This window comes from Bradyrhizobium sp. USDA 336 (assembly GCF_044908355.1).
Classification (GTDB): Bacteria; Pseudomonadota; Alphaproteobacteria; order Rhizobiales; family Xanthobacteraceae; genus Bradyrhizobium; species Bradyrhizobium yuanmingense.
In genome coordinates this window covers 3,315,994-3,334,509 of sequence record NZ_JBIYDC010000002.1, presented here as the reverse complement: position 1 = coordinate 3,334,509, position 18,516 = coordinate 3,315,994, and the positions used below count along the sequence as shown (strand labels likewise).

General features: G+C 63.3%; 19 protein-coding genes. 9 read left to right on the top strand and 10 right to left on the bottom strand.

All coding sequences use genetic code 11. The features are described 5' to 3' along the window. Positions 1–22: 22 nt before the first annotated feature. Positions 23–304 (bottom strand): hypothetical protein, encoded by a 282-nt coding sequence (locus tag ABIA45_RS16480; protein WP_036002069.1) that lies wholly within the window; start codon positions 302–304, stop codon positions 23–25. A 331-nt stretch (positions 305–635) separates the two neighbouring features. Between ABIA45_RS16480 and ABIA45_RS16475 the strand changes: the two genes are divergently transcribed. Further along, entirely contained in the window at positions 636–1,823 is a 1,188-nt protein-coding gene (locus tag ABIA45_RS16475) for a CaiB/BaiF CoA transferase family protein (protein ID WP_404542869.1), read from the top strand. Positions 1,824–2,025: 202 nt separating this feature from the next. Here the strand turns inward: ABIA45_RS16475 and ABIA45_RS16470 are convergent, their stop codons facing one another. Then, positions 2,026–2,748, bottom strand: coding sequence for a DUF72 domain-containing protein (locus tag ABIA45_RS16470; protein WP_404652839.1), 723 nt, complete (start codon positions 2,746–2,748; stop codon positions 2,026–2,028). Positions 2,749–2,839: 91 nt separating this feature from the next. On the opposite strand from ABIA45_RS16470, the gene ABIA45_RS16465 reads away from it, so the two are divergent. Next, the gene (locus ABIA45_RS16465) at positions 2,840–3,055 is read left to right on the top strand and encodes a hypothetical protein (protein WP_271542328.1); all 216 of its coding nucleotides are present in this window, start codon (positions 2,840–2,842) and stop codon (positions 3,053–3,055) included. Here ABIA45_RS16465 and ABIA45_RS16460 read toward each other — a convergent pair. The 4 genes from ABIA45_RS16460 to ABIA45_RS16445 all read right to left on the bottom strand — a co-directional run bounded on the left by ABIA45_RS16460 (position 3,052) and on the right by ABIA45_RS16445 (position 8,119). Beyond that, a complete protein-coding gene (locus tag ABIA45_RS16460; RefSeq protein WP_404652837.1) occupies positions 3,052–4,200 on the bottom strand; it encodes an amidohydrolase in 1,149 nt (382 codons plus the stop codon). The genes ABIA45_RS16465 and ABIA45_RS16460 overlap by 4 nt on opposite strands. Positions 4,201–4,362: 162 nt before the next feature. After that, positions 4,363–5,448: a mandelate racemase/muconate lactonizing enzyme family protein gene (locus ABIA45_RS16455; protein WP_404652835.1), complete on the bottom strand. Its 1,086-nt coding sequence runs from the start codon at positions 5,446–5,448 to the stop codon at positions 4,363–4,365. A 168-nt stretch (positions 5,449–5,616) separates the two neighbouring features. Then, positions 5,617–6,810, bottom strand: a complete 1,194-nt coding sequence (locus ABIA45_RS16450) for a M20/M25/M40 family metallo-hydrolase (RefSeq protein WP_404652834.1) — start codon at positions 6,808–6,810, stop codon at positions 5,617–5,619. Positions 6,811–6,877: 67 nt separating this feature from the next. Next, a complete protein-coding gene (locus ABIA45_RS16445; protein ID WP_404652832.1) occupies positions 6,878–8,119 on the bottom strand; it encodes an MFS transporter in 1,242 nt (413 codons plus the stop codon). A 342-nt stretch (positions 8,120–8,461) separates the two neighbouring features. Here ABIA45_RS16445 and ABIA45_RS16440 point away from each other — a divergent pair, with 342 nt between their 5' ends. Together ABIA45_RS16440 and ABIA45_RS16435 are read left to right on the top strand one after the other, a co-directional pair. Further along, positions 8,462–8,686 carry a DUF3606 domain-containing protein gene (locus ABIA45_RS16440; RefSeq protein WP_036026050.1) on the top strand — a complete coding sequence of 75 codons (225 nt, stop codon included), beginning with the start codon at positions 8,462–8,464 and terminating at the stop codon, positions 8,684–8,686. A 172-nt stretch (positions 8,687–8,858) separates the two neighbouring features. Beyond that, positions 8,859–9,041 (top strand): hypothetical protein, encoded by a 183-nt coding sequence (locus tag ABIA45_RS16435; RefSeq protein WP_271542317.1) that lies wholly within the window; start codon positions 8,859–8,861, stop codon positions 9,039–9,041. Positions 9,042–9,100: 59 nt separating this feature from the next. Here ABIA45_RS16435 and ABIA45_RS16430 read toward each other — a convergent pair whose 3' ends face one another. From ABIA45_RS16430 to ABIA45_RS16420, 3 genes are all read right to left on the bottom strand, one after another. Further along, positions 9,101–9,469, bottom strand: a complete 369-nt coding sequence (locus ABIA45_RS16430) for an avidin/streptavidin family protein (RefSeq protein WP_271542316.1) — start codon at positions 9,467–9,469, stop codon at positions 9,101–9,103. 16 nt (positions 9,470–9,485) lie between these two features. Continuing rightward, a complete protein-coding gene (locus ABIA45_RS16425) occupies positions 9,486–11,000 on the bottom strand; it encodes a CYTH and CHAD domain-containing protein (protein WP_271542314.1) in 1,515 nt (504 codons plus the stop codon). Positions 11,001–11,113: 113 nt separating this feature from the next. Continuing rightward, a complete protein-coding gene (locus ABIA45_RS16420; protein WP_404652829.1) occupies positions 11,114–11,362 on the bottom strand; it encodes a hypothetical protein in 249 nt (82 codons plus the stop codon). A 672-nt stretch (positions 11,363–12,034) separates the two neighbouring features. On the opposite strand from ABIA45_RS16420, the gene ABIA45_RS16415 reads away from it, so the two are divergent. The 5 genes from ABIA45_RS16415 (at position 12,035) to ABIA45_RS16395 (ending at position 17,869) form a co-directional block, all read left to right on the top strand. Continuing rightward, entirely contained in the window at positions 12,035–13,483 is a 1,449-nt protein-coding gene (locus ABIA45_RS16415) for a DUF1254 domain-containing protein (protein ID WP_271542306.1), read from the top strand. 78 nt (positions 13,484–13,561) lie between these two features. After that, positions 13,562–15,004, top strand: coding sequence for a DUF1254 domain-containing protein (locus ABIA45_RS16410; protein ID WP_404652828.1), 1,443 nt, complete (start codon positions 13,562–13,564; stop codon positions 15,002–15,004). Positions 15,005–15,138: 134 nt separating this feature from the next. After that, the gene (locus ABIA45_RS16405) at positions 15,139–16,143 is read left to right on the top strand and encodes an HAD family hydrolase (protein ID WP_404546280.1); all 1,005 of its coding nucleotides are present in this window, start codon (positions 15,139–15,141) and stop codon (positions 16,141–16,143) included. A gap of 277 nt (positions 16,144–16,420) precedes the next feature. Next, the gene (locus ABIA45_RS16400) at positions 16,421–17,410 is read left to right on the top strand and encodes a transporter (protein WP_404542851.1); all 990 of its coding nucleotides are present in this window, start codon (positions 16,421–16,423) and stop codon (positions 17,408–17,410) included. Between the two features lie 27 nt (positions 17,411–17,437). Next, positions 17,438–17,869 carry a DUF2721 domain-containing protein gene (locus ABIA45_RS16395; protein ID WP_404652827.1) on the top strand — a complete coding sequence of 144 codons (432 nt, stop codon included), beginning with the start codon at positions 17,438–17,440 and terminating at the stop codon, positions 17,867–17,869. Positions 17,870–18,279: 410 nt separating this feature from the next. Here ABIA45_RS16395 and ABIA45_RS16390 read toward each other — a convergent pair whose 3' ends face one another. Continuing rightward, positions 18,280–18,516, bottom strand: a complete 237-nt coding sequence (locus ABIA45_RS16390) for an HGGxSTG domain-containing protein (RefSeq protein WP_404655688.1) — start codon at positions 18,514–18,516, stop codon at positions 18,280–18,282.

Below are 18,516 nucleotides of genomic sequence, written 5' to 3'. Positions count from 1 at the left end.
CAGGCCGGGCCTTTGCATCAGCTCACCAGGGATACCAGTAAGGATATGCCGCCGGATAATACCGGACGGTCCGGTAATAGCGGGGGCCATAATAGTATCGCGGCGGACCATAGACCGGCGCATAATAGACCGGAGGTGCGGCCGCGGCGGCCAGCGCTCCGGTGAACAGGCCGAGCGCGATGGCCGGACCGATGCCTGGACCGCCCCAATGATGATGATGGCCCCGCCAATGGGCCGAGGCCGGCGCAACGGTTCCGATGAGGAGCGTTGCTGCCGCGGCGATTGCAAGAGCAAGCTTTCTCATGTGACTTCCCTCGACTTATGCCCGCGCAAGCGGGCTTCTCAATCCTTTGCATGAGTTTCGTCTCGCCGAACACGGGGCCCGGCTGCATTCGAACTTAGGATCGGCCGTGACGACTTCAAGTCTCGTGCTGCGGCTCCGACGTTTGGTCGCGGCGCGCAGGGGCGTCACTCGCGGAGGAGAGAGGCGTTGGCCGCCATCGTCACCGCCGGGTGTGCCGTCCAATTCCGCCGGTCGAAATGTCCGCGGCTCATTCCTGGGCCAGCATGGATGTCGTGCCTTGCGGTGACAGCCGGCCGCTGTAATTTGAGCAAAACATCAAAGGAAGGAATCCATGGGAGGAGTCTTGGAGGGCGTGCGCGTGCTCGATTTCGGGCGCTATATCGCCGGGCCCTATTGCGCCACCTTGCTGGCCGAGTTCGGGGCCGAGGTCATCCGCGTCGAGAAGCGCGACGGCAGCGAGGACCGGTTCGTCGCGCCGGTGGGTGAAGGCGGCGAGGGCGCGCTGTTCCTCCAGATCAATCGCAACAAGAAGGGCATCACGCTCGATCCGATGAAGGCGGAAGGCCAGGAGGTGATGCGCCGCCTGATCGCGACCGCGGACGTCGTGGTCGCCAACCTGCCGCCGCAGACCCTGCGCGCGATGAAGCTCGATTACGACTCGCTGAAGGCGATCAAGCCGGACATCATCCTGACCACGGCGACCGCGTTCGGCGGGCCGGGCCCGTGGTCCGACCGCGTCGGTTTCGACGGCGTCGGCCAGGTGATGTCGGGCTCGGTGTACATGACGGGCGCGGGCGATCCGCCGTACCGCGCCGCGGTGAACTGGGTCGATTTCGGCACCGCGCTGCACTGCGCCTTCGGCACGCTCGCCGCGCTGATCGAGCGCGGCAAGTCCGGGCGCGGGCAGATCGTCGAAGGCGCGCTGCTCGCAACCGCTCTGTCCTTCACCAATGCCACGCTGATCGAGCAGGCTGTCATTAACGTCAACCGCGTGCCGACGGGCAATCTCGGCCAGACCGCCGCGCCCGCCGACATCTACCGCACCAAGGACGGCTGGGTGCTGTGCCAGGTCACCGGCCATCCGCTGTTCAAGCGCTGGGCGCGGCTGATGGGTGAGGAAGATGTGTGGCTGAACGATCCGCGCTTTGCCGACGACATCAGCCGCGGCAACAACGGCCCGCTCATCAGCGAGCGGATGGCGCGCTGGTGCGCCGAGCGGACCACGCAGGAGGCCGTCGATACGCTCGGCCAGGCGATGATCCCGACCGGCCCTGTGCTCTCGCCGCAGCAGGCACTGGATCATCCGCACATCCGCGCCGCCGGCTTCATGCAGGATGTCGACTATCCCGGCCTGCCGAAGCAGGCACCGGTTGCCCGCGCCGCGGTGCGGCTGTCGGAAACGCCGGGCGAGATCGCGCACCGCCCGCCGACCCTCGGCGAGCACACCGACCGCGTCCTCGCCGACCTCGGCTATGGTGCGGACGAGATCGCGGCGCTCCGGCAGAGCGGCGTCATCTAGCGGCATATCATTCGGTTCCGCAGACTGCCGTGCTTCACCTCTCCCCGACGGGGAGAGGTCGGATTGCTAGGACGCGCAATTGCGCGGCGTAGCAATCCGGGTGAGGGGCCCGCGGCATTCAGAGAGACCTTGACCCCTCACCCGGACCGCATCTTCGATGCGCTCCGACCTCTCCCTTCGGGAGAGGTGAAAGCCCTGCGCGTCACAGCAATTGCTTCAACGCCTTGGCATCGGCGGGCGCTGCGCTCTTCTGGTCGTTGTCGAAATAGACGTAGACGTCGCAGCCCTGCCGCTTCCACGACTTGATGCGCTTGGCCCATTGCGCCAGCGTGGCCTTCGTATAATGCCCGTGATAGCGCCCGCTTGGGCCGTGTCCGCGCACATAGACAAAATCCGCCGTACGCTTCCACGGCGCCGGCGCATCGTGGTGGTCGGACAGGCACAGCGAGATGTTCTCCTCCGCCAGCATGCGCAGGATGCGCGGCTGATACCAGCTCGGATGGCGGAATTCGAAACTGTAACGCCGCTTGCGCGACAGCAGCTTGAAGAACGAGGCGAGCCGGTCCGCATTCGCCTCGAATTGCGGCGGCAGCTGGAACAGGATCGGGCCGGCCTTGCCGCCGAGCCTGGAGATGCGATCCTCCAGCAGCTCGAGGCTGTTGACGGAGCGCTCCGACAGGCGCTTCCAGTGCGTGATGAACTTGGACGCTTTCCACGCGAACACGAAATCGCGGCCGGTCTGCTCCCGCCATCCCTTCACCGCCTCCGGCGTCGGCGTGCGGTAGAACACCCCGTTCAGCTCCGTGGTGTCGAACTGTCCGGCATAGTAGCTGAGCTGCTGCTTCAGCGTCACGCCCTCGGGGAAGAACGGGCCGCGCCAGGAGGCGTAGTGCCAGCCCGAAGTTCCGATCAGAACGCGCGCCATGTTTCACGTATCATCCGTTGCCATTTGCCGGAGGGAACGTCCGTACGGCCGATACGTTTCTCGTGAGCATCAACGGTGAGGACCGGAACCGATGTACGCGCTGTTCGAAGGCAACAAGCAGATCGGCAATCCCTTTCCGACCGAGAAGGAAGTGTGGGAAGCCGCCTTGATCGAAGGCCTCGTCACCGACGTCCCCGTTGCCGACGAGGAGGGTGGCCACCTTCTGCCCGCCGGCTATCACGTCGAGCGCGTGGACGAGACATTCGCGCCGCGGCCGGACTGGAAGCTGCCGCGCGAGATAAGTTAATTCGTCGCCAGCGCCGCCTTGGCGACTTCGGCCATCCAGCGTGAGGCCACGGGCAGGATCGCGTCGTTGAAGTCGTAGCGCGGGCCGTGCAGCTCGGCGCCCTCGCGCAACTCGCCATTGCCGATCCAGACGAAGGCGCCGGGCCGCTGCTGCAGATAATGGGCAAAATCCTCGCCGGCCATGCTGGGCGCGAGATCGCGCCGCACCGGCGCCTGCACGTTCTCCGCGGCGATGCGGGCGAGGTCGGCCTCGTCAGGCGTGTTGATCACAACGCCGACACCCCAGACGATCTCGGGCGTGACCTTGACGCCGAAGCTGGTCGCAATTCCGGCGCAGGTGCGCGTGATGCCGTCGAGGATGACGTCCTTGACCGCCTCGCGGTGGTAGCGCAGCGTGCCGCGGATGGTGACGCGTCCGGCGATCTGGTTCGGCGCGGTGCCGCCTTCGATCGTGCACAGCGACAGCACGGCGGTGTCGAGCGGGTCGACGCCGCGCGAGGTGACCGATTGCAGCGCGACGATGAAGTGCCCGGCCGCCACCACGGGATCGCGCGTCAGATGCGGCATGCCGGCGTGCCCGGCGTGGCCCTCGATCGTGATGGTGATGCGCCCGCCGGAGGCCATGACGACGCCGTCATGCACGGCGATGGTGCCGGCGGCAAGGCCCGGCCAGTTGTGGAAGCCGAATATCCGCTCCATCGGAAAGCGATCGAACAAGCCGGCCGCGACCATCGCCCGCGAGCCGCCAAAGCCTTCCTCGGCGGGCTGGAAGATGAAATCGACCGTGCCGCTCCAATCGGTATCAGTGGCGAGCAGCGCTGCGGCGCCCAGCAGCGAGGCGGTGTGGCCGTCATGGCCGCACGCATGCATCACGCCGGACGTCGTCGAAGCGTAGGGCAGGCCGGTGTCCTCGGTGATCGGCAGCGCATCCATGTCGGCGCGCAGGCCAACCCGCCTCTGCGCGTGGCCGCGCGTCAAGGTCGCGACGACGCCGTGCCCGCCGATATTGGCCTCGAAGGGAATGCCGAGCTCGGTGAGCTTGTCCTGCACGAAGGCAGAGGTCTCTTTCTCCTGGAGCGACAATTCAGGATGCGCATGCAGGTGCCGGCGCCAATCGGTCAGTTTCTGGTGGAGTTCGGGGGACAAGGCAGGGATCTTTCGCGAGGAGGATCGACTTGTCAGCATAGCCGATTATTGGACCGCTGCATCAAGCGCCAGCAAATGGCTCGCGTGCAAAGCACGCCGCTCTTTCCCCGTCATTCCGGGGCGCGCCCTCTTGGCGCGAACCCGGAATGACGAGCATGGGTGTTATGCCAGCTTCGCCAGCCCCTTCCAGTCGAACCCGATCCCATGCCCCGGCCTGTCCGGCGCCAGCGCAAGCCCGTCCTTCAGCACCAGGGGATGCTCGATATACTTGTCGAGCCCGAAACCGTGCGCCTCCAGATAGGATCGGTTCGGGCAGGCCGCGAGCAGATGCACGGTGATGTCGTGCGCGCCATGGCTGGTGACGGGCAGGTTGAACGCTTCCGCCAGCCGCGCGATCTTCATGAACGCGCTGACGCCGCCGCAATTGGTGACGTCGGGCTCCGGATAGGACACCGCTCCACTGGCGATGTAGTTCTTGAACTCCCACAGCGAGCGCAGATTCTCGCCCGCCGCGATCGGCACGCCGCCGGCCTGCATGATGCGCACATGGCCGGCGACGTCGTCGGGGATGATCGGCTCCTCCAGCCAGGTGAGGTCGAAAGGAACGAAAGCACGCGCGGCGCGGATCGCCTCCTCGACCGTCCATTTCATGTTGGCGTCCGCCATCAACGGAAAGCCGTCGCCGAGATGTTGCCGCATCGCGGAGATGCGCGCGACATCGGACTTGAGGTCGGGCCGGCCGACCTTCATCTTGATGGCGCGAAAGCCCTTGGCGAGATTGCCGTCGGTCTGCTTGAGCAGCGCATCGACGGAGAGATCGAGGTCGATGCCGCCGGCATAGCACGGCACGTGCGCATCGAAGCCGCCGAGCAGGCGGTACAGCGGCAGCTTGGCGCGACGCGCCTTCAGATCCCACAGCGCGATGTCGAGCGCCGAGAGCGCCAGCACCGCGGGCCCGCCGCGCCCGCCATAATGCAGCCCCCACCAGACATGATGCCAGATCGCCTCGGTATCGTCGGCCTCGCGTCCTTCGACCAGCGGCGGGATCTCGCGCTTGAGAATGTCGGCCACAGCTCCGCCGTTGCGCCCGACCGTATAGGTGTAGCCGACCCCTTCGGCACCGTCGGCATCGCGGATGCGGCAGGTGATCAGCTCGAACGCCGTCATGTCGCCATGCGTGGAGTCCGACAGCGTGATGGGGAGGGGAATCCGGTAGAGCCCGGTCTCGATGTGTGCGATGCGCGGCATGTGGCCTCCCTGTTTTTTTGTTCTTCGTAGGGTGGGTTAGCTAGCGGCTGCGCGAAGCGCAAACGCTGGCGTAACCCACCTCTTCTGTCACCGCGGATACGAACAGTGGTGGGTTACGCCCCGCGGTTTGCACTGCGCGCAATCCGCGGAGCTAACCCACCCTACGATCTACCGCATCGTCGCGAGTTGCACCGCCAGCGCGCAGGCGCGGTCGTATTCGTCGAGATTAATCCATTCGTCGACCGTGTGCGCCTCGTTCTGTCCCGCGCCGAAGGTCACCGTCGGAACGCCGTGGCGGACCATCCAGTTGGCGTCTAAGCCGCCATTGGCGGCGCGCACGTTCGCCGTTCCGCCCACGGCAGACACCGCCTCGATCGCGCGCTTGATCACGGGCAGGTTCTCCTTCATGCGGAACGGATAATAATCGGTCTCCGCCTTGAACTTGACCTTGCCGGACTTGCCTTGCGCGTTCGTCACCTTCTTTGCCGCCTTCTCGAACGCGGCCTTGTAGGCCTTGGTGATCTCCTTGAAGAACTTTCCGTCGTGGCTGCGGCTCTCGCCGCGCACATGGACGTAATCGGTGACGACGTTGGTGGCATCGCCCGCGGGGCGGCCTTCGCCGCCGGTGACGGGGCCGACATTGCTGGTGCCTTGCTTCTTGCCCTTCACCACCTTGCCGAACCAGCCGCCGGCCTTCACGTCGGCAAGCGCCAGCGCCATGATCATGGTCGAGGAGATACCGCGCTCGGGGGCGACGCCGGCATGCGAGGCGCGGCCGAAGATCTCGACGGTCCAGCGATCGGCGCCGACGGCTCCGATCACGACGTTGGAGGCCGAGCCGCCGTCATAGTTGAACGCCATCACCGGCTTGCCGAGCTCGTCCAGCTTGACGTGCCGCGCGCCGTAGAGCCCGCTCTCCTCGCGCACGCAGAACAAGAGCGTAATCGGCGGATGATCGAGCTTCTGCTTTGCGAGCTCGGCGGCCAGCGTCACCAGCACGCCGCAGCCGCAGCGATTGTCGCCGCCGAGCGCGGTCCTGGCCTCGTTGACGATCTTGCGCCCCGACAGCTTCGGCTTGGCACCGGCGCACAGCGGCACCGTGTCCATGTGGGTCATGAACATGATCCGCGGCTGGTTGTGCAGCGCGCCGCGGCCGGGCAGGTCGACGATGAGGTTGCCGGTCTCGGTCGGCACCGGAATGCGGGTGTTAGCGTCGTCGAGCCGGATCGCCTCCGCCGGCACGCCGCTCTCTTTCAGCGCAGCCGTGAGCTCCCGCCCGATCGCCGCCTCCTGTCCGGTGACGCCTTCCACGGCGAGGAAGCGCATGAGACGATCGGTGGCGGCTTTGGTGTCGACAGGCATGGACTCGAATTCCCTTGATGCGGATGGCGGCGCAGCATCTCCTGCGCTTCCGCATTTCGCAAGGGGCTCAGACGCGCTGCGTGTAGATCAAGAAAATCAGCACGCCGAGCGCCAGTGCCGCCGCCATGAACAGCAGCACTGCCGGCAGCCCCGCGAGCGCGGCCACAGCGCCGGTGACGGATTGCATCAGCGCGGTGCCGAGAAAGAACGCGAGATTGACGGCCGCAAGCGCCTTGCCTGCCACCTGCGCATCGACCAGTTGCCTGGACATGCCGAACAGCAGCGGCTGCGCGGAGGTGAAGAGCCCGATGAGCACGAACAATGCCAGATCGTAGGACGGCGGCATGACGTTCACGCCGAACAGCCATGCAACGGCAAAGTGCGGCGCTCCCAGCGCCATCAGCGCGAGCAGCAGCGCCGCGATCGCATGCGTTCCGGCGACCAGCTCGCGGCGGCGGCCAAGCCTGCGGTCGATCATGCCGACCAGCAGCGGGCCTGCGATCATCGCCAGCGTGAACGCGCCGAGCTGGTTGCCGGCCTCGATCCGCGTCAGGCCCTTGATCTCCATCAGCCAGGGCCCGCCCCACAGGCCGCGCAGCACCAGCGTGCTCGCCAGCGACACCATCGCCAGCGCGATCACGCCGCGCAGCGGCCGCGACAGGCCGAGCCTGACCACATCGATCATCTGCGACAGCGGCGAGGAATCGTCCTTGTGCTCGGCCGGCTGGTGCGGCACCAGCGCGAACACCGCGAGCGCCACCACGACGCCGCCGATCGCGGAGATCCAGAACCCCGCGCGCCAGCCGTAAGTGTCGATCACGAAGGCGAGCGGGCTCGCCGACAGCAGCATGCCGATATTGCCGATCGAGAGGATGGCACCCGACCACAATCCGAACCGCTCCGCCGACAATTGCTTGGCTGCGAGCGTCATCGGGCACATCAGCATGCCCGAAGTCGCGACGCCGAGCAGCAGCTGCCCGACGGCGAAGCTCTCGGGTCCCGTCGCAAACCCCGAGGCCATCGCGCCGAACACGGTTCCCGCCAGCAGGGCGAGCGACACCGGCCGCACGCCGAACCGGTCCATCGCCGCCCCGACCGGGATCTGCGAGGCGGCAAAGGCGAAGTGATAGACCGAGGTGAGGCTCGCCAGCGCCTGCGGCTCGATGTGGAAATCCGCCGCCATCAGGTCGAGGCTCACCGCCGGAATGGTGCGCAGCAAGGTCGACAGCATGTGGCCGCAGGCGAGCGCGACCAGCGCGAAGATCAGCGCGCGGGTGGCGGTGCCCGCGTCGTCGGCGGCGGTGGTCATGAGCGTCCCGTCCCGAGAAGGTTTTGGGGTGGGTTACATGATCGACGGGGTGGGTGCCAATGGCGGCAGCGCGCCCCCCTCATGCCGGAATGTGACCTCGGACTGGTACTCGAGCTCTCGAGCAATGCCATTGCCGAGAGCTAGCTGCATTGCAACGCACCACTTTCGAGACGGCGCTCACCCCGGTACGGAGTCATGGCGTTGCGCCCGGGGATGAAGTGTTGTGGGCGTCTCCGCGGTGCGCGCGACGGTTGCATCATCTTCGCTCTTGGGAGCTTCCGTTGGCGGACGCAGGAACAAAGGAGACATCGTCTCTCTTACCTAGGCTAAGGAGACTTGATCATGCTGTCCTCGAGACCACCACGGCCCATTCGCACAACGCTCGATCTTGCGAACGCTGAGCAGGTCAAGTCGGTACGCAGGCGGCTTCGCATCTCCAATGCCGATCTGGTCAGGATCGTCGACAAGATCGGCAACTCTCTGGCGGCCATCGAGAAGGAAGTGGAGCTCGAAAAACTGGCCGTTCAGCAGGGTAGTGCCAGGGACGCGGCGACGACCCTCGAATGAATCCAACCCATCACGTGGGAAAGGAGAATTGCGATGAACGGTCTGATCTACCTCATAGGGCTAATCGTTGTGATCGCCGTCATTCTTTCGTTCTTCGGCTTGCGATGACCCGCCACGGCCCGGCAGGTGACCGCCGCGCCGGTGGAGTCATTCTTAATGTCGCGTGCAGCAAATGATTGATCCGCACCAGGTCAATACCATCATAGCGACGACGGTTTGCGCGTTCTTCAAGGGCCTTCCGGACGCTGAAATCGGACCTGAAGAAGCCAAGCTGCTGGCCAAGCAGATCACTGAAGCGCTGAACGCTGCCGGACTGCAGATTGTCCCTGTGGAACCGGCGATCACAAGGCCCTAGCTCTATGGTTGCGGCACCGGGCTTTCTGGCTCAAAGGTCCGTCAGGTGGGGGGACGGCGCTAGACCCGTTCGAAAGTATCGACGTTGGTTGTGACGGCGCGCCACCAGTTCGATGGCCTGAGCTTTGCGGGGTCGCCCTCGCTGGCGGCACTCAGCGCCTGGTCGGCAACCACGAACCAAGCGGTCTCCATTTTCCCGTGACGCAACAATCCCGTGTACGAAACGACGCTGTCGCCCGTGGCGGACGAGCCCACGGCGACGAAGCCGATGCAATTGCCCCGATGAAATCCGGTGACCTGCACCGTTTGTCCATAGAAGCCGCTGTCTTCAAGCGCGGTCTCGAACGTGCCTTCGACGCGCTCCTCCGTCTCGCTGATGATGCGCAGGATGGAGCCGAACTGATTTCGCCAACTGCCGACCCATGACATCCCGGTTCTCCCATGGTCATTTGCCCGGTGTGATGTGCAGCCGGTGCAATCGATGCAGCTCCCCGGCGGCGGTCTTCATCAGGCCGCGCGCCGCCTCACGGTCCCGGCCGACGATGAACCCCGATGCAAAAGCCACGGCGCGCCGGTTCGCCGGCGGCGCCGCCAACGCTGTCTCCGTCGCCAGCTCTCGATGCGTCATGAAGTCGTTGAGCGATCCTAGCGCGGATTGGATCTGCTTCAGCTGATCGGAGAGATTTGCGAGCTGTTTCTGGTCGCGATCGCTATACAGGCTCTTGAAGAAGTCGACGGCGTAACGGATCTTCTTGATCTTGATCCGCAGCCTGTGACGCTGCATCGGGTCGAGATCGTCCAGATGCTTGCCCTGCTTGCGCGCCTTCCTGATCCGGCGGTCCAGCACCGCCGCGGCGTAACCGGCAATCGACCGGTCGTCATCGGGGCGGGGCTGTCCGGTTTCGATCCACTCGATCACGTCGATCAGCAGGCGGCGGTAGCGGGGCGATTCGACGGCCTCGCGGGCGCGCGCGAAGGCTGCGCCTCGCTCCGTGGAAAATTTCTCGGCGATCGCGCGTGCGCCGCGATTCGGCACGCCTTGGTCCGCGATCGGCAGAATGCTTTCCGTGAGAAAGACGTCGATCTCGCGCGCCGGCGCCAGCTCGCCCGTGAGCCATTTGAGCTCGGCCTTGATCCGCTCCGTGCTGGCGCGCGGGAGGATGTCGGAGAACAGCGAGATCGCCGCCCGCAGGCGCCGCAGGCCGACGCGCATCTGGTGGACACCTTCCGAATCCATGTCCCGCACGGGATCGGCATTCGCCGTGATCTGGCGAAGCGTCGAATGTGCGATCACGCCGAAGGCATTGCGCGGCGAGAGCTCTCGTTTCAGCTCGACCCGTTCGGCGTATTGCGCGCCTGCGCCGTTTCCCGTCACGAGTTGAAAGCCTCGCTCGGCTTTCGAGCGCAGATCGAGCTCGGCGCCCGTTTTGCGTTCGACATTGCGTGCCAGTCGAAACAGATCGGCGATTTGCCCGGATTTCAATTCCAGCTCGAGCTCGGCGACCAGCCGCGAGCGCCGCCCGGCGCCGATGCGGCCACGGTCGACGGCGAGCTCGATCTGGCTCCGTCGCACCCGCCTTGCTTCAGTCGTGCGATGAACCTCGGTCCGAAACACCGGCCGCAGCTTGCGCGGAAGTTTTTTAGACGCGAGATCCGCAAGAGGCGTGTTCTTGACCTTCGTCAAGTCGGGCCTTGCGCCTGCGACCTCATGCTCCCATTCGCCGCGCGTCGCGGCTCCGGAGCCGTCGGCCTTTACGGTCTGCACATAGCGATCGCCAACCTTGCGGACGCGGAGCGTGAGGCCATGGCGCCTGAGCTTCTGCTTGCTGGTGTCGTAGTAGGTCGACACGAGTGCCTGCTCCGACCGGTCGCTGTGTCGTCCGTTCAAAGCGCCGTCGCGCAAGATGGATGACAGCTTTCGCGGCGCAAGGCGGAATTTGAGTTCCGTTTCGGCATTCATCGGACTGTGCTTCCGTTGCCGATTCAAGTCGGCGCCGGTGCGGGAAGTTCCGTGTGCACGGGGTTTTCGAATCTCCATTCGTCCGTCCGTCATCCGCGTCCGGCCGGACGCCATCACGTCAAGTTCCGTAGCACCTTCAGTGCATCATCCAGCAAACAATCGATCTGTCTCCGCTCGCTGATTGTTTCCCTCGTGAACCATCCATGCTTCCGCGCATTCCGGTTTCGGAACGGCGCGTCGGCAAGACGCTTCTTGTTGTAGGCAACCTGCGTGGTGAGCCCACTGACATTCGCCGTTGCCAGTTCGCAATTCGATTTCAGGATCTCGACCGGCTGCTTTGCGCCGGCAAGCGAAGCCTGCAACTGCGTGACCTTGTACTGGGTCGATTTGAAACACGTCGTTGGCCTTTACCGGCACGTTCGGCTTGATCGGGATCGCCACAATTTGTCCTGCACATTCGATAATTAAAAAGAGCGAGAAATGTCGCGAGGATAGGTCCGCCTGTTAACAGCGAGATAGACCCAAACAACCCGCCCCCATCGCACCAGTTTGAATTTCGAGACACAAGCGACAGCGGAACGACCATATAGGCCAGAATAGTGATCATGGCTGGCCCTCACTGTTAGGTTGTGCTATCGTGATGCGGTGGAGGTAGCCGAAGCCGCACGTCGAAGTGCCCTTCAACGACAAGCTTTATCGCCCAGCAATCCTGTTTCGATTATGCAGACGCCATGCGGCGTCGACGTCGCACGTTCATTTGCACGCTCCCTCGCTCACCAGCGATTCAAGTGGCTCCGTCGTTTTCTGTACAAGGAATGATGTATGCGTATCACAGCACTGAATCAGATTTCGGAACGCTCGGCGTGACCGCGACGTTGTGCGGGACCGAAATAGCGCCTGCCCAGCACACGGCAGCCCTGCCATCCATGAAAAACAATCGGCACCGCCCGCGGCACCCGCCGAGCGCGCGACGCCGAATTCCGAACGAACCGACGATGGAGACCGTATTACATCACTGAAGAGGAGGACCCGATATGTTTCGAGGATTTCTGCCCCTGACGTTGTCTCTCTGCCTCGGCGCGGCAGCCGCGCCCGCGGCGCTCGCCCAGGCGGCCATCACCGAACAGGAGGCGCACGCCATCGCGGTTGACGCCTACGTCTACTTCTACCCGCTGCTGTCGATGGACGTATCCCGCAAGCAGTTCACCAACGGCACCACCGATTTCAAGGGCCCGATGAATACGTTCGTCAACGTGGCCGAATACCCGCCGGCGGATTTCAAGGGCGTGGTGCGTTCCAACTTCGACACGCTGTATTCCGTATCGTGGCTGGACATGACCAAGGAGCCTGTCGTCATCTCGGCGCCGGATACCGATGGACGCTATTATCTGCTGCCGATGCTCGACATGTGGACCGATGTTTTTGCGTCGCCAGGCTGGCGCACGACGGGCACCAAGGCCGGGACGTTTCTGGTGACACCCCCAGGCTGGCGGCCGGATCTGCGCGACAAGTTTGCCGAGGAGTTCAAGCTTCCGAAAGACACCCAGCGCATCAACGCGCCGACGCCTTACGTCTGGCTGATCGGCCGGACCAAGACCGACGGCCCGCCGGACTATGACGCGGTTCGCAAAATCCAGGCCGGCTACAAGGTCACGCTTCTTTCCGAATATGGCAAGGCGCCCAGACCGCTTGATTTCAAGCCCGACCCAAGCGTCGATATGAAGACACCGCCAAAAACCCAGGTCGATACCATGTCGGCGGGCGTCTATTTCGCCAACGCCGCCGAGTTGCTCAAGCTGCATCCGCCACATATCACCGACGAGCCGATCCTCGCGCAGATGAAGAAAATCGGCATCGAAGTTGGCAAGAGCTTTGACATCGGCAAGCTCGATCCCACCGTGCAGCGGGCGGTGGAAGCCGCACCGAAGGATGCGCAAAAGCTGATGGCCTGGAAGCTGCCGACGCTGGCGCGGGTTGCCAACGGCTGGTCGATGAATACCGACACCGTGGGCGTTTATGGCAACTATTACCTGAAGCGGGCCATTCTCTCGCAGCAGGGGCTGGGCGCGAACGTGGTCGAGGACGCCATCTATCCGCTCAATCTCGCCGATGAATCCGGCAAGCCGCTCGATGGCGCGAACAAGTACACCATCACCTTCGAGAAGGGCGCCACCCCTCCGGTCAATGCGTTCTGGTCGATCACGCTCTACGATCAGGACGGATTCCAGGTCGGCAACACACTGAACCGCTTCGCGGTGAGTAGCTGGATGCCGTTCAAGTACAATGCGGATGGTTCGCTCGATCTCTATTTCCAGAACGCGAGCCCCGGCAAGGAGCTCGAAGCCAACTGGCTTCCAGCGCCGAAGGCGCCATTCAACCTGACGATGCGCCTGTACGCGCCGAAGTCTGAGGCGCTGACCGGAAAATGGAATCCGCCGCCGGTCGTGAGGTCGCAAACAACGGTGGGGATCTCGGCCCAATGAAAGTTGACGGCACGCCGGCGCTTCGGCGCCGGCGTTTGACCGCGCGAAAACAATCATCCCTGAAGAGGAGCCGGCACCATGTTGACGAAACGCGACCTTCTCCGTTCCGCGGCGCTTGCTGCAATCACTGTCACGACGACCAAGGCTATCCCGGCCAACGCGCAGGCCAAGACGGAATGGCCGGACATCCGCGAGGCCAAGGCCATCGCCGAGGAAGGCTTCATCTACGGGCTCCCGATCGTGATGAACTACGCTGTGATGTACGAGTATTCTGTCGACAAGAATTCGGGACAATACAAGGCGCCGTTCAATCAGATCAAGAATGAGCCACGGGTCTTCACCTACAAGGACACCGCGGTTATCACCCCCAACAGCGACACACCGTATTCGTTTGCCTGGATGGACCTGCGAGCGGAGCCGGTTGTCCTCTCGGTGCCGGCGGTGGATCCCAAGCGCTACTACTCGATCATGCTGTGCGACGGCAACACGTTCAATTATGGATATATCGGTAGCCGCGCGACCGGCAGCGATGCCGGGGACTATATGGTTGCTGGACCAGACTGGCAGGGCGCAACGCCTGCCGGTATCAAGAAGGTGTTCCGGTCCACGACGCAGTTTTCCATCGCTGGCTATCGGACGCAGCTTTTCAATCCGGCGGACATGCCTAATGTCGAGAAGATACAGGCCGGATTTAAGGTGCAGCCGCTCTCAGCCTATTTAAAGCAACCAGTCACAGTCGGTACGGCCGCCGTGGACTTTCCCAAGATCGACAAGGAGTTGGTGAAGAAGAACTTCTTCGAGTATCTCGACTTCTCCTTGCAGTTCGCACCTGCGGGGCCGGAGGAAAAGGAAATCCGCGCAAGGCTCGCGCGCATTGGCGTCGGCCCCGGCAAGACCTTCGATTTCAAGGAACTTCCGATTGCTCACAAGCTCGAAATCGGCTTTGGCATGAAGGACGGCGAGGAGAAGGTTGAGAAGTATCTTGCTGGCGGGCAAAAGGAGGTCAATGGATGGAAAATCGGGTCGCTGTTCGGAGACCGGGCATTCTTCAGCGGCGACTGGCTGAAGCGAGCCGCCGCAGCCAAGGGCGGCATCTATGGCAACGATGCGGAAGAGGCAACGTACCCCTTTACCAAAGCTCTCGCCAATGGTGAGGCGCTCGACGGCAGCAAGCACAATTACACGCTGACCTTCCCGGCAGGACAAGCTCCACCCGTAAATGCATTCTGGTCGGTGACGATGTATGATGGCAAGACGCAGTTGCTGATCGAAAATCCGATCAACCGATACCTGATCAACTCGCCGATGCTGCCCGACATGAAGAAGAATGCCGACGGCTCAGTGACGTTGTACATCCAGCACAAATCGCCAGGCGCTGACAAGGAATCCAACTGGCTGCCAGCGCCTAACGGGGACATTTACCTCGTCATGCGGCTGTACTGGCCGAAGACCGAGGCCCCGTCGATCCTGCCGCCCGGCAACGGCACCTGGAAGCCGCCGGCGATCGTCGTGGCGAGCTAGCATTCGGGTCGGTCCGCCATCGCCGGAAGGTGATGGCGGCCGCAGCCTGGTTGTCGACGTGTGCCCGATCCGAAGCAGGGACAATGGAAAACAAGAGAGGATCCGAACATGGCTTCGGCCAACGGGTTTCCGTTATGAACCGCCGCGCGGTGCTGTCTGCGTTTGCAGCGTTCACCGCGTTTCCTGTCGTGTCCGCCCTGGCGCAAACGCCCGCGGCCGATCCGCTGCCGTCGTGGAATGATACGGCGACCAAAAATTCTATCGTCACCTTCGTCGAGCGCGTGACGAAGCCAGGCTCGCCCGACCTGGTGCCGCCTGCCGAGCGGATTGCCACCTTCGACAATGACGGCACCTTGTGGGCGGAGCAGCCGATCTATTTCCAGGCTGCCTTCGCATTCGACCGCGTGAAGGCGCTCGCCCCGCTGCATCCGGAGTGGAAGGACAAGGAGCCGTTTGCCTCGCTGCTCAAGGGCGACATCAAAGGCGCGCTCGCCGGCGGCGAGGCCGCCATCTTCCAGATCGTGACGGCCACCCATTCCGGCATGACCACGGTGGAATTCGACCAGATCGTGCGCGACTGGATCGCCACAGCCAAACACCCGGTGACCGGGCGCCTCTATACCGAGATGGTCTATCAGCCGATGCTGGAGTTGCTCGCCTATCTGCGCGGCAACGGCTTCAAGACGTTCATCGTCTCCGGCGGCGGCATCGACTTCATGCGCGTCTTTGCCGAGCGGGTCTATGGCGTCCCGCCCGAGCAGGTGGTGGGCAGCAGCGGCAAGCTGAACTTCGAGCTGCGCGACGGCAAACCCGTTCTCATGAAACTGCCCGAACTCGATTTCATTGACGACAAGGCCGGCAAGCCCGTCGGCATCCAGATGCACATCGGCCGCCATCCGATCGCGGCTTTCGGCAACTCCGACGGTGACCTGCAAATGCTCGAATGGGCCAAGGGAGGCGGCGGTGTCCGCTTCGCCCTTATCGTGCACCATACCGACGCCGAACGGGAATGGGCCTACGATCGCCATTCCTCCATTGGCCGCCTCGACAAAGCGCTCGACGCGGCCCAGGCGATGGGCTGGACCGTTGTCGACATGAAGAACGACTGGAGGAAGATATTTCCATTTGGAAGCAAATGAACATCAAGTGGACGGGGCCGTTTTCGCAATGCCCGATGGAGGAATAGCAGGCGATGTTCTCGCGACTTTAGCGCAACAGTTGCGAAGGATTTTTGATCTGGACCGTTTTCAGAGCGATAGCCTACGACGAGCTATTATATCTATGGCAATCTCGGGTAGAGCACTGTGGTCTCCAGCCATTGGGAGTAGGTATATGGCGCACCACCTTCCCAAGCGAAGTTCCAACCGTCAGCGCACGTGCCGCGGCCTCGGCGCGGCTCTGCTAATGTTGGGATCGATGTCCGGGGCGGCCTACGCCGACGAAAGCGGCGTTTCCTACTGGCTTCCCGGACGCTTCGGCAGCCTTGCAGCGACACCTCAGGTGCCGGGCTGGTCCATGGCCGCGGTGTACTATCACACCTCGGTCGAAGCATCGGGCGCCGTCGCCGCGGCAAGGCAGATCCAGATCGGCAGATTCCCGGCAACGGTGAACGTCAATCTTAATGCCAGTCTGAACGCGCAGGCCGATCTGATTCTTTTGAATCCCACTTACACTTTCGGCACACCGGTGCTTGGCGGACAACTGGCCATCGGCATCACTGGCCTGTTCGGCCGAGCAAGTACCGGCATTGACGGAACGCTCACCGCGGCACTCGGACCGCTGGTGATAACCCGCGAGGGAAGCATCTCGGATTCCCTCACCTCCGTCGGCGACCTCTATCCGCAGGCCACATTGAAGTGGAACGCCGGCGTGCACAATTTCATGACCTATGTGACGGGCGACATTCCGGTGGGCGCCTACGATCCCGCGCGCCTCAGCAACCTCGGCATCGGCCACGCCGCGATCGACGCCGGCGGCGGCTACACCTACTTCAACCCGGCCGCGGGACACGAATTCTCCGCCGTCGCGGGCTTCACCTACAACTTCAAGAATCCCGACACGCAATACCAGAACGGGATCGACTTCCATGTCGATTGGGGTATCTCGCAGTTCCTCTCCAAGCAGTTTTTCGTCGGCTTCGTCGGCTACGGATATCAGCAGATCACCGACGACTTCGGCCAGCATCCGCAGCTCGGCGGTTTCCGGTCCCGCGTCTTCGGCATCGGCCCGCAGTTCGGATATCTCTTTCCGATCGGCGACATGCAGGGATATCTCAATCTGAAAGGCTATGGCGAATTTGCCGCCGAGAACCGGCCGTCGGGATGGAATGTCTGGCTGACGTTCGCGATCTCGCCGACGGCCCCCACCAGCACGCTGACACCGGCGCGCCGGGTGGTGACGAAGTAAGGCACATCGCGCGGAAAGCGGCAACCGATGCTACCCGATACGCTGACTGTCAGTCAGCTATCCCACGTTATCTCGCAGGCTGCGGCGCCCGCGTTTCTTCTGGGCGCGCTGGCAGCCCTCATTGCGGTCCTGATCTCCCGTCAAAATCGTATCGTTGACAGAACGATTGTCCTGAACGGGATACCCGAGGACGATGTGAGATGCCGGCTGAAGGCTGATCTGCCACGTTTGATGCGACGTGCGGCCATGCTGAACCGGGCAATCTTCTGGGCCGTGATCGGCAGTATTTCGGTAGCGGTTCTTGTCGTCGTCGCGTTTGCAAGCGCGTTTCTTCAGATTCAGCATGAGCGCGGGGTGGCCATCCTGTTCATGGTTGCCCTTGGTGCGTTCACTGCATCGCTTGTTGATTTTGCCCGCGAGGTGCGAATCGCACTGAGCGAGTTCGATCATTACGCCTGACGCAGTGTTCAACCCACCCATCAGCCGGAAGGGACCAGCACCAATCGCCTGAGTGAATAACCAGCCCAGAGCAGCTCTTTATCGACTGATCAACAGAGAGGCCGGCGGTGACGGCGACGTCGAGCTTGCAACTCCGGGCAATGTCGAATTTCGGCACTCCGTCTGCCACCGGCACAACCAACTGACGTCCCCATCATAGAAACGGTGATAGGCATTTCGGCCTCCCGATCGGTCCGACGCCGTCCCGCACGGCTCAGGCTCTCACTCAATTGCTAATCGAGCTTCGTAGCTTCGTACATATGGCCCCCTAGATCCATCAGAGTCTTCGTCTTCTAGGTCAGGTCTCGCGCCGGAAATGACGCGCTCCAATTCGCCCGTGCCACGACCGGCGCCGGAGGTCGCGCCGCAATCTACTTCAGCTCATTCAGAAGCTTCCGAGCGTCCTCCAGCAAAGTCTTCATCCTGTGTCGCTCGGCGCGGCCATCCGGTGTGCACATTCCATGTCGATATGCATTCCGGTTGCCCTTCGGGGCGCCCGATCTCGGCGCGCCGCCATGCATGCGGCAGCGGCACTTGCCGTGTACCGCGGGCGCGCGGCAGGCGGTGCCGTCGCGCGTCCGCGCCCCGCAGCGCGGGCTCGTCACCAT

What these genes read in the sequence shown, in the direction of transcription:
- ABIA45_RS16480 (WP_036002069.1), bottom strand. Translation starts at nt 304, where the DNA reads ATGAGAAAGCTTGCTCTTGCAATCGCCGCGGCAGCAACGCTCCTCATC.
- ABIA45_RS16475 (WP_404542869.1), top strand. Translation starts at nt 636, where the DNA reads ATGGGAGGAGTCTTGGAGGGCGTGCGCGTGCTCGATTTCGGGCGCTAT.
- ABIA45_RS16470 (WP_404652839.1), bottom strand. Translation starts at nt 2,748, where the DNA reads ATGGCGCGCGTTCTGATCGGAACTTCGGGCTGGCACTACGCCTCCTGG.
- ABIA45_RS16465 (WP_271542328.1), top strand. Translation starts at nt 2,840, where the DNA reads ATGTACGCGCTGTTCGAAGGCAACAAGCAGATCGGCAATCCCTTTCCG.
- ABIA45_RS16455 (WP_404652835.1), bottom strand. Translation starts at nt 5,448, where the DNA reads ATGCCGCGCATCGCACACATCGAGACCGGGCTCTACCGGATTCCCCTC.
- ABIA45_RS16450 (WP_404652834.1), bottom strand. Translation starts at nt 6,810, where the DNA reads ATGCCTGTCGACACCAAAGCCGCCACCGATCGTCTCATGCGCTTCCTC.
- ABIA45_RS16445 (WP_404652832.1), bottom strand. Translation starts at nt 8,119, where the DNA reads ATGACCACCGCCGCCGACGACGCGGGCACCGCCACCCGCGCGCTGATC.
- ABIA45_RS16440 (WP_036026050.1), top strand. Translation starts at nt 8,462, where the DNA reads ATGCTGTCCTCGAGACCACCACGGCCCATTCGCACAACGCTCGATCTT.
- ABIA45_RS16435 (WP_271542317.1), top strand. Translation starts at nt 8,859, where the DNA reads ATGATTGATCCGCACCAGGTCAATACCATCATAGCGACGACGGTTTGC.
- ABIA45_RS16430 (WP_271542316.1), bottom strand. Translation starts at nt 9,469, where the DNA reads ATGTCATGGGTCGGCAGTTGGCGAAATCAGTTCGGCTCCATCCTGCGC.
- ABIA45_RS16425 (WP_271542314.1), bottom strand. Translation starts at nt 11,000, where the DNA reads ATGAATGCCGAAACGGAACTCAAATTCCGCCTTGCGCCGCGAAAGCTG.
- ABIA45_RS16415 (WP_271542306.1), top strand. Translation starts at nt 12,035, where the DNA reads ATGTTTCGAGGATTTCTGCCCCTGACGTTGTCTCTCTGCCTCGGCGCG.
- ABIA45_RS16410 (WP_404652828.1), top strand. Translation starts at nt 13,562, where the DNA reads ATGTTGACGAAACGCGACCTTCTCCGTTCCGCGGCGCTTGCTGCAATC.
- ABIA45_RS16405 (WP_404546280.1), top strand. Translation starts at nt 15,139, where the DNA reads ATGAACCGCCGCGCGGTGCTGTCTGCGTTTGCAGCGTTCACCGCGTTT.
- ABIA45_RS16400 (WP_404542851.1), top strand. Translation starts at nt 16,421, where the DNA reads ATGTCCGGGGCGGCCTACGCCGACGAAAGCGGCGTTTCCTACTGGCTT.
- ABIA45_RS16395 (WP_404652827.1), top strand. Translation starts at nt 17,438, where the DNA reads ATGCTACCCGATACGCTGACTGTCAGTCAGCTATCCCACGTTATCTCG.
- ABIA45_RS16390 (WP_404655688.1), bottom strand. Translation starts at nt 18,516, where the DNA reads ATGGTGACGAGCCCGCGCTGCGGGGCGCGGACGCGCGACGGCACCGCC.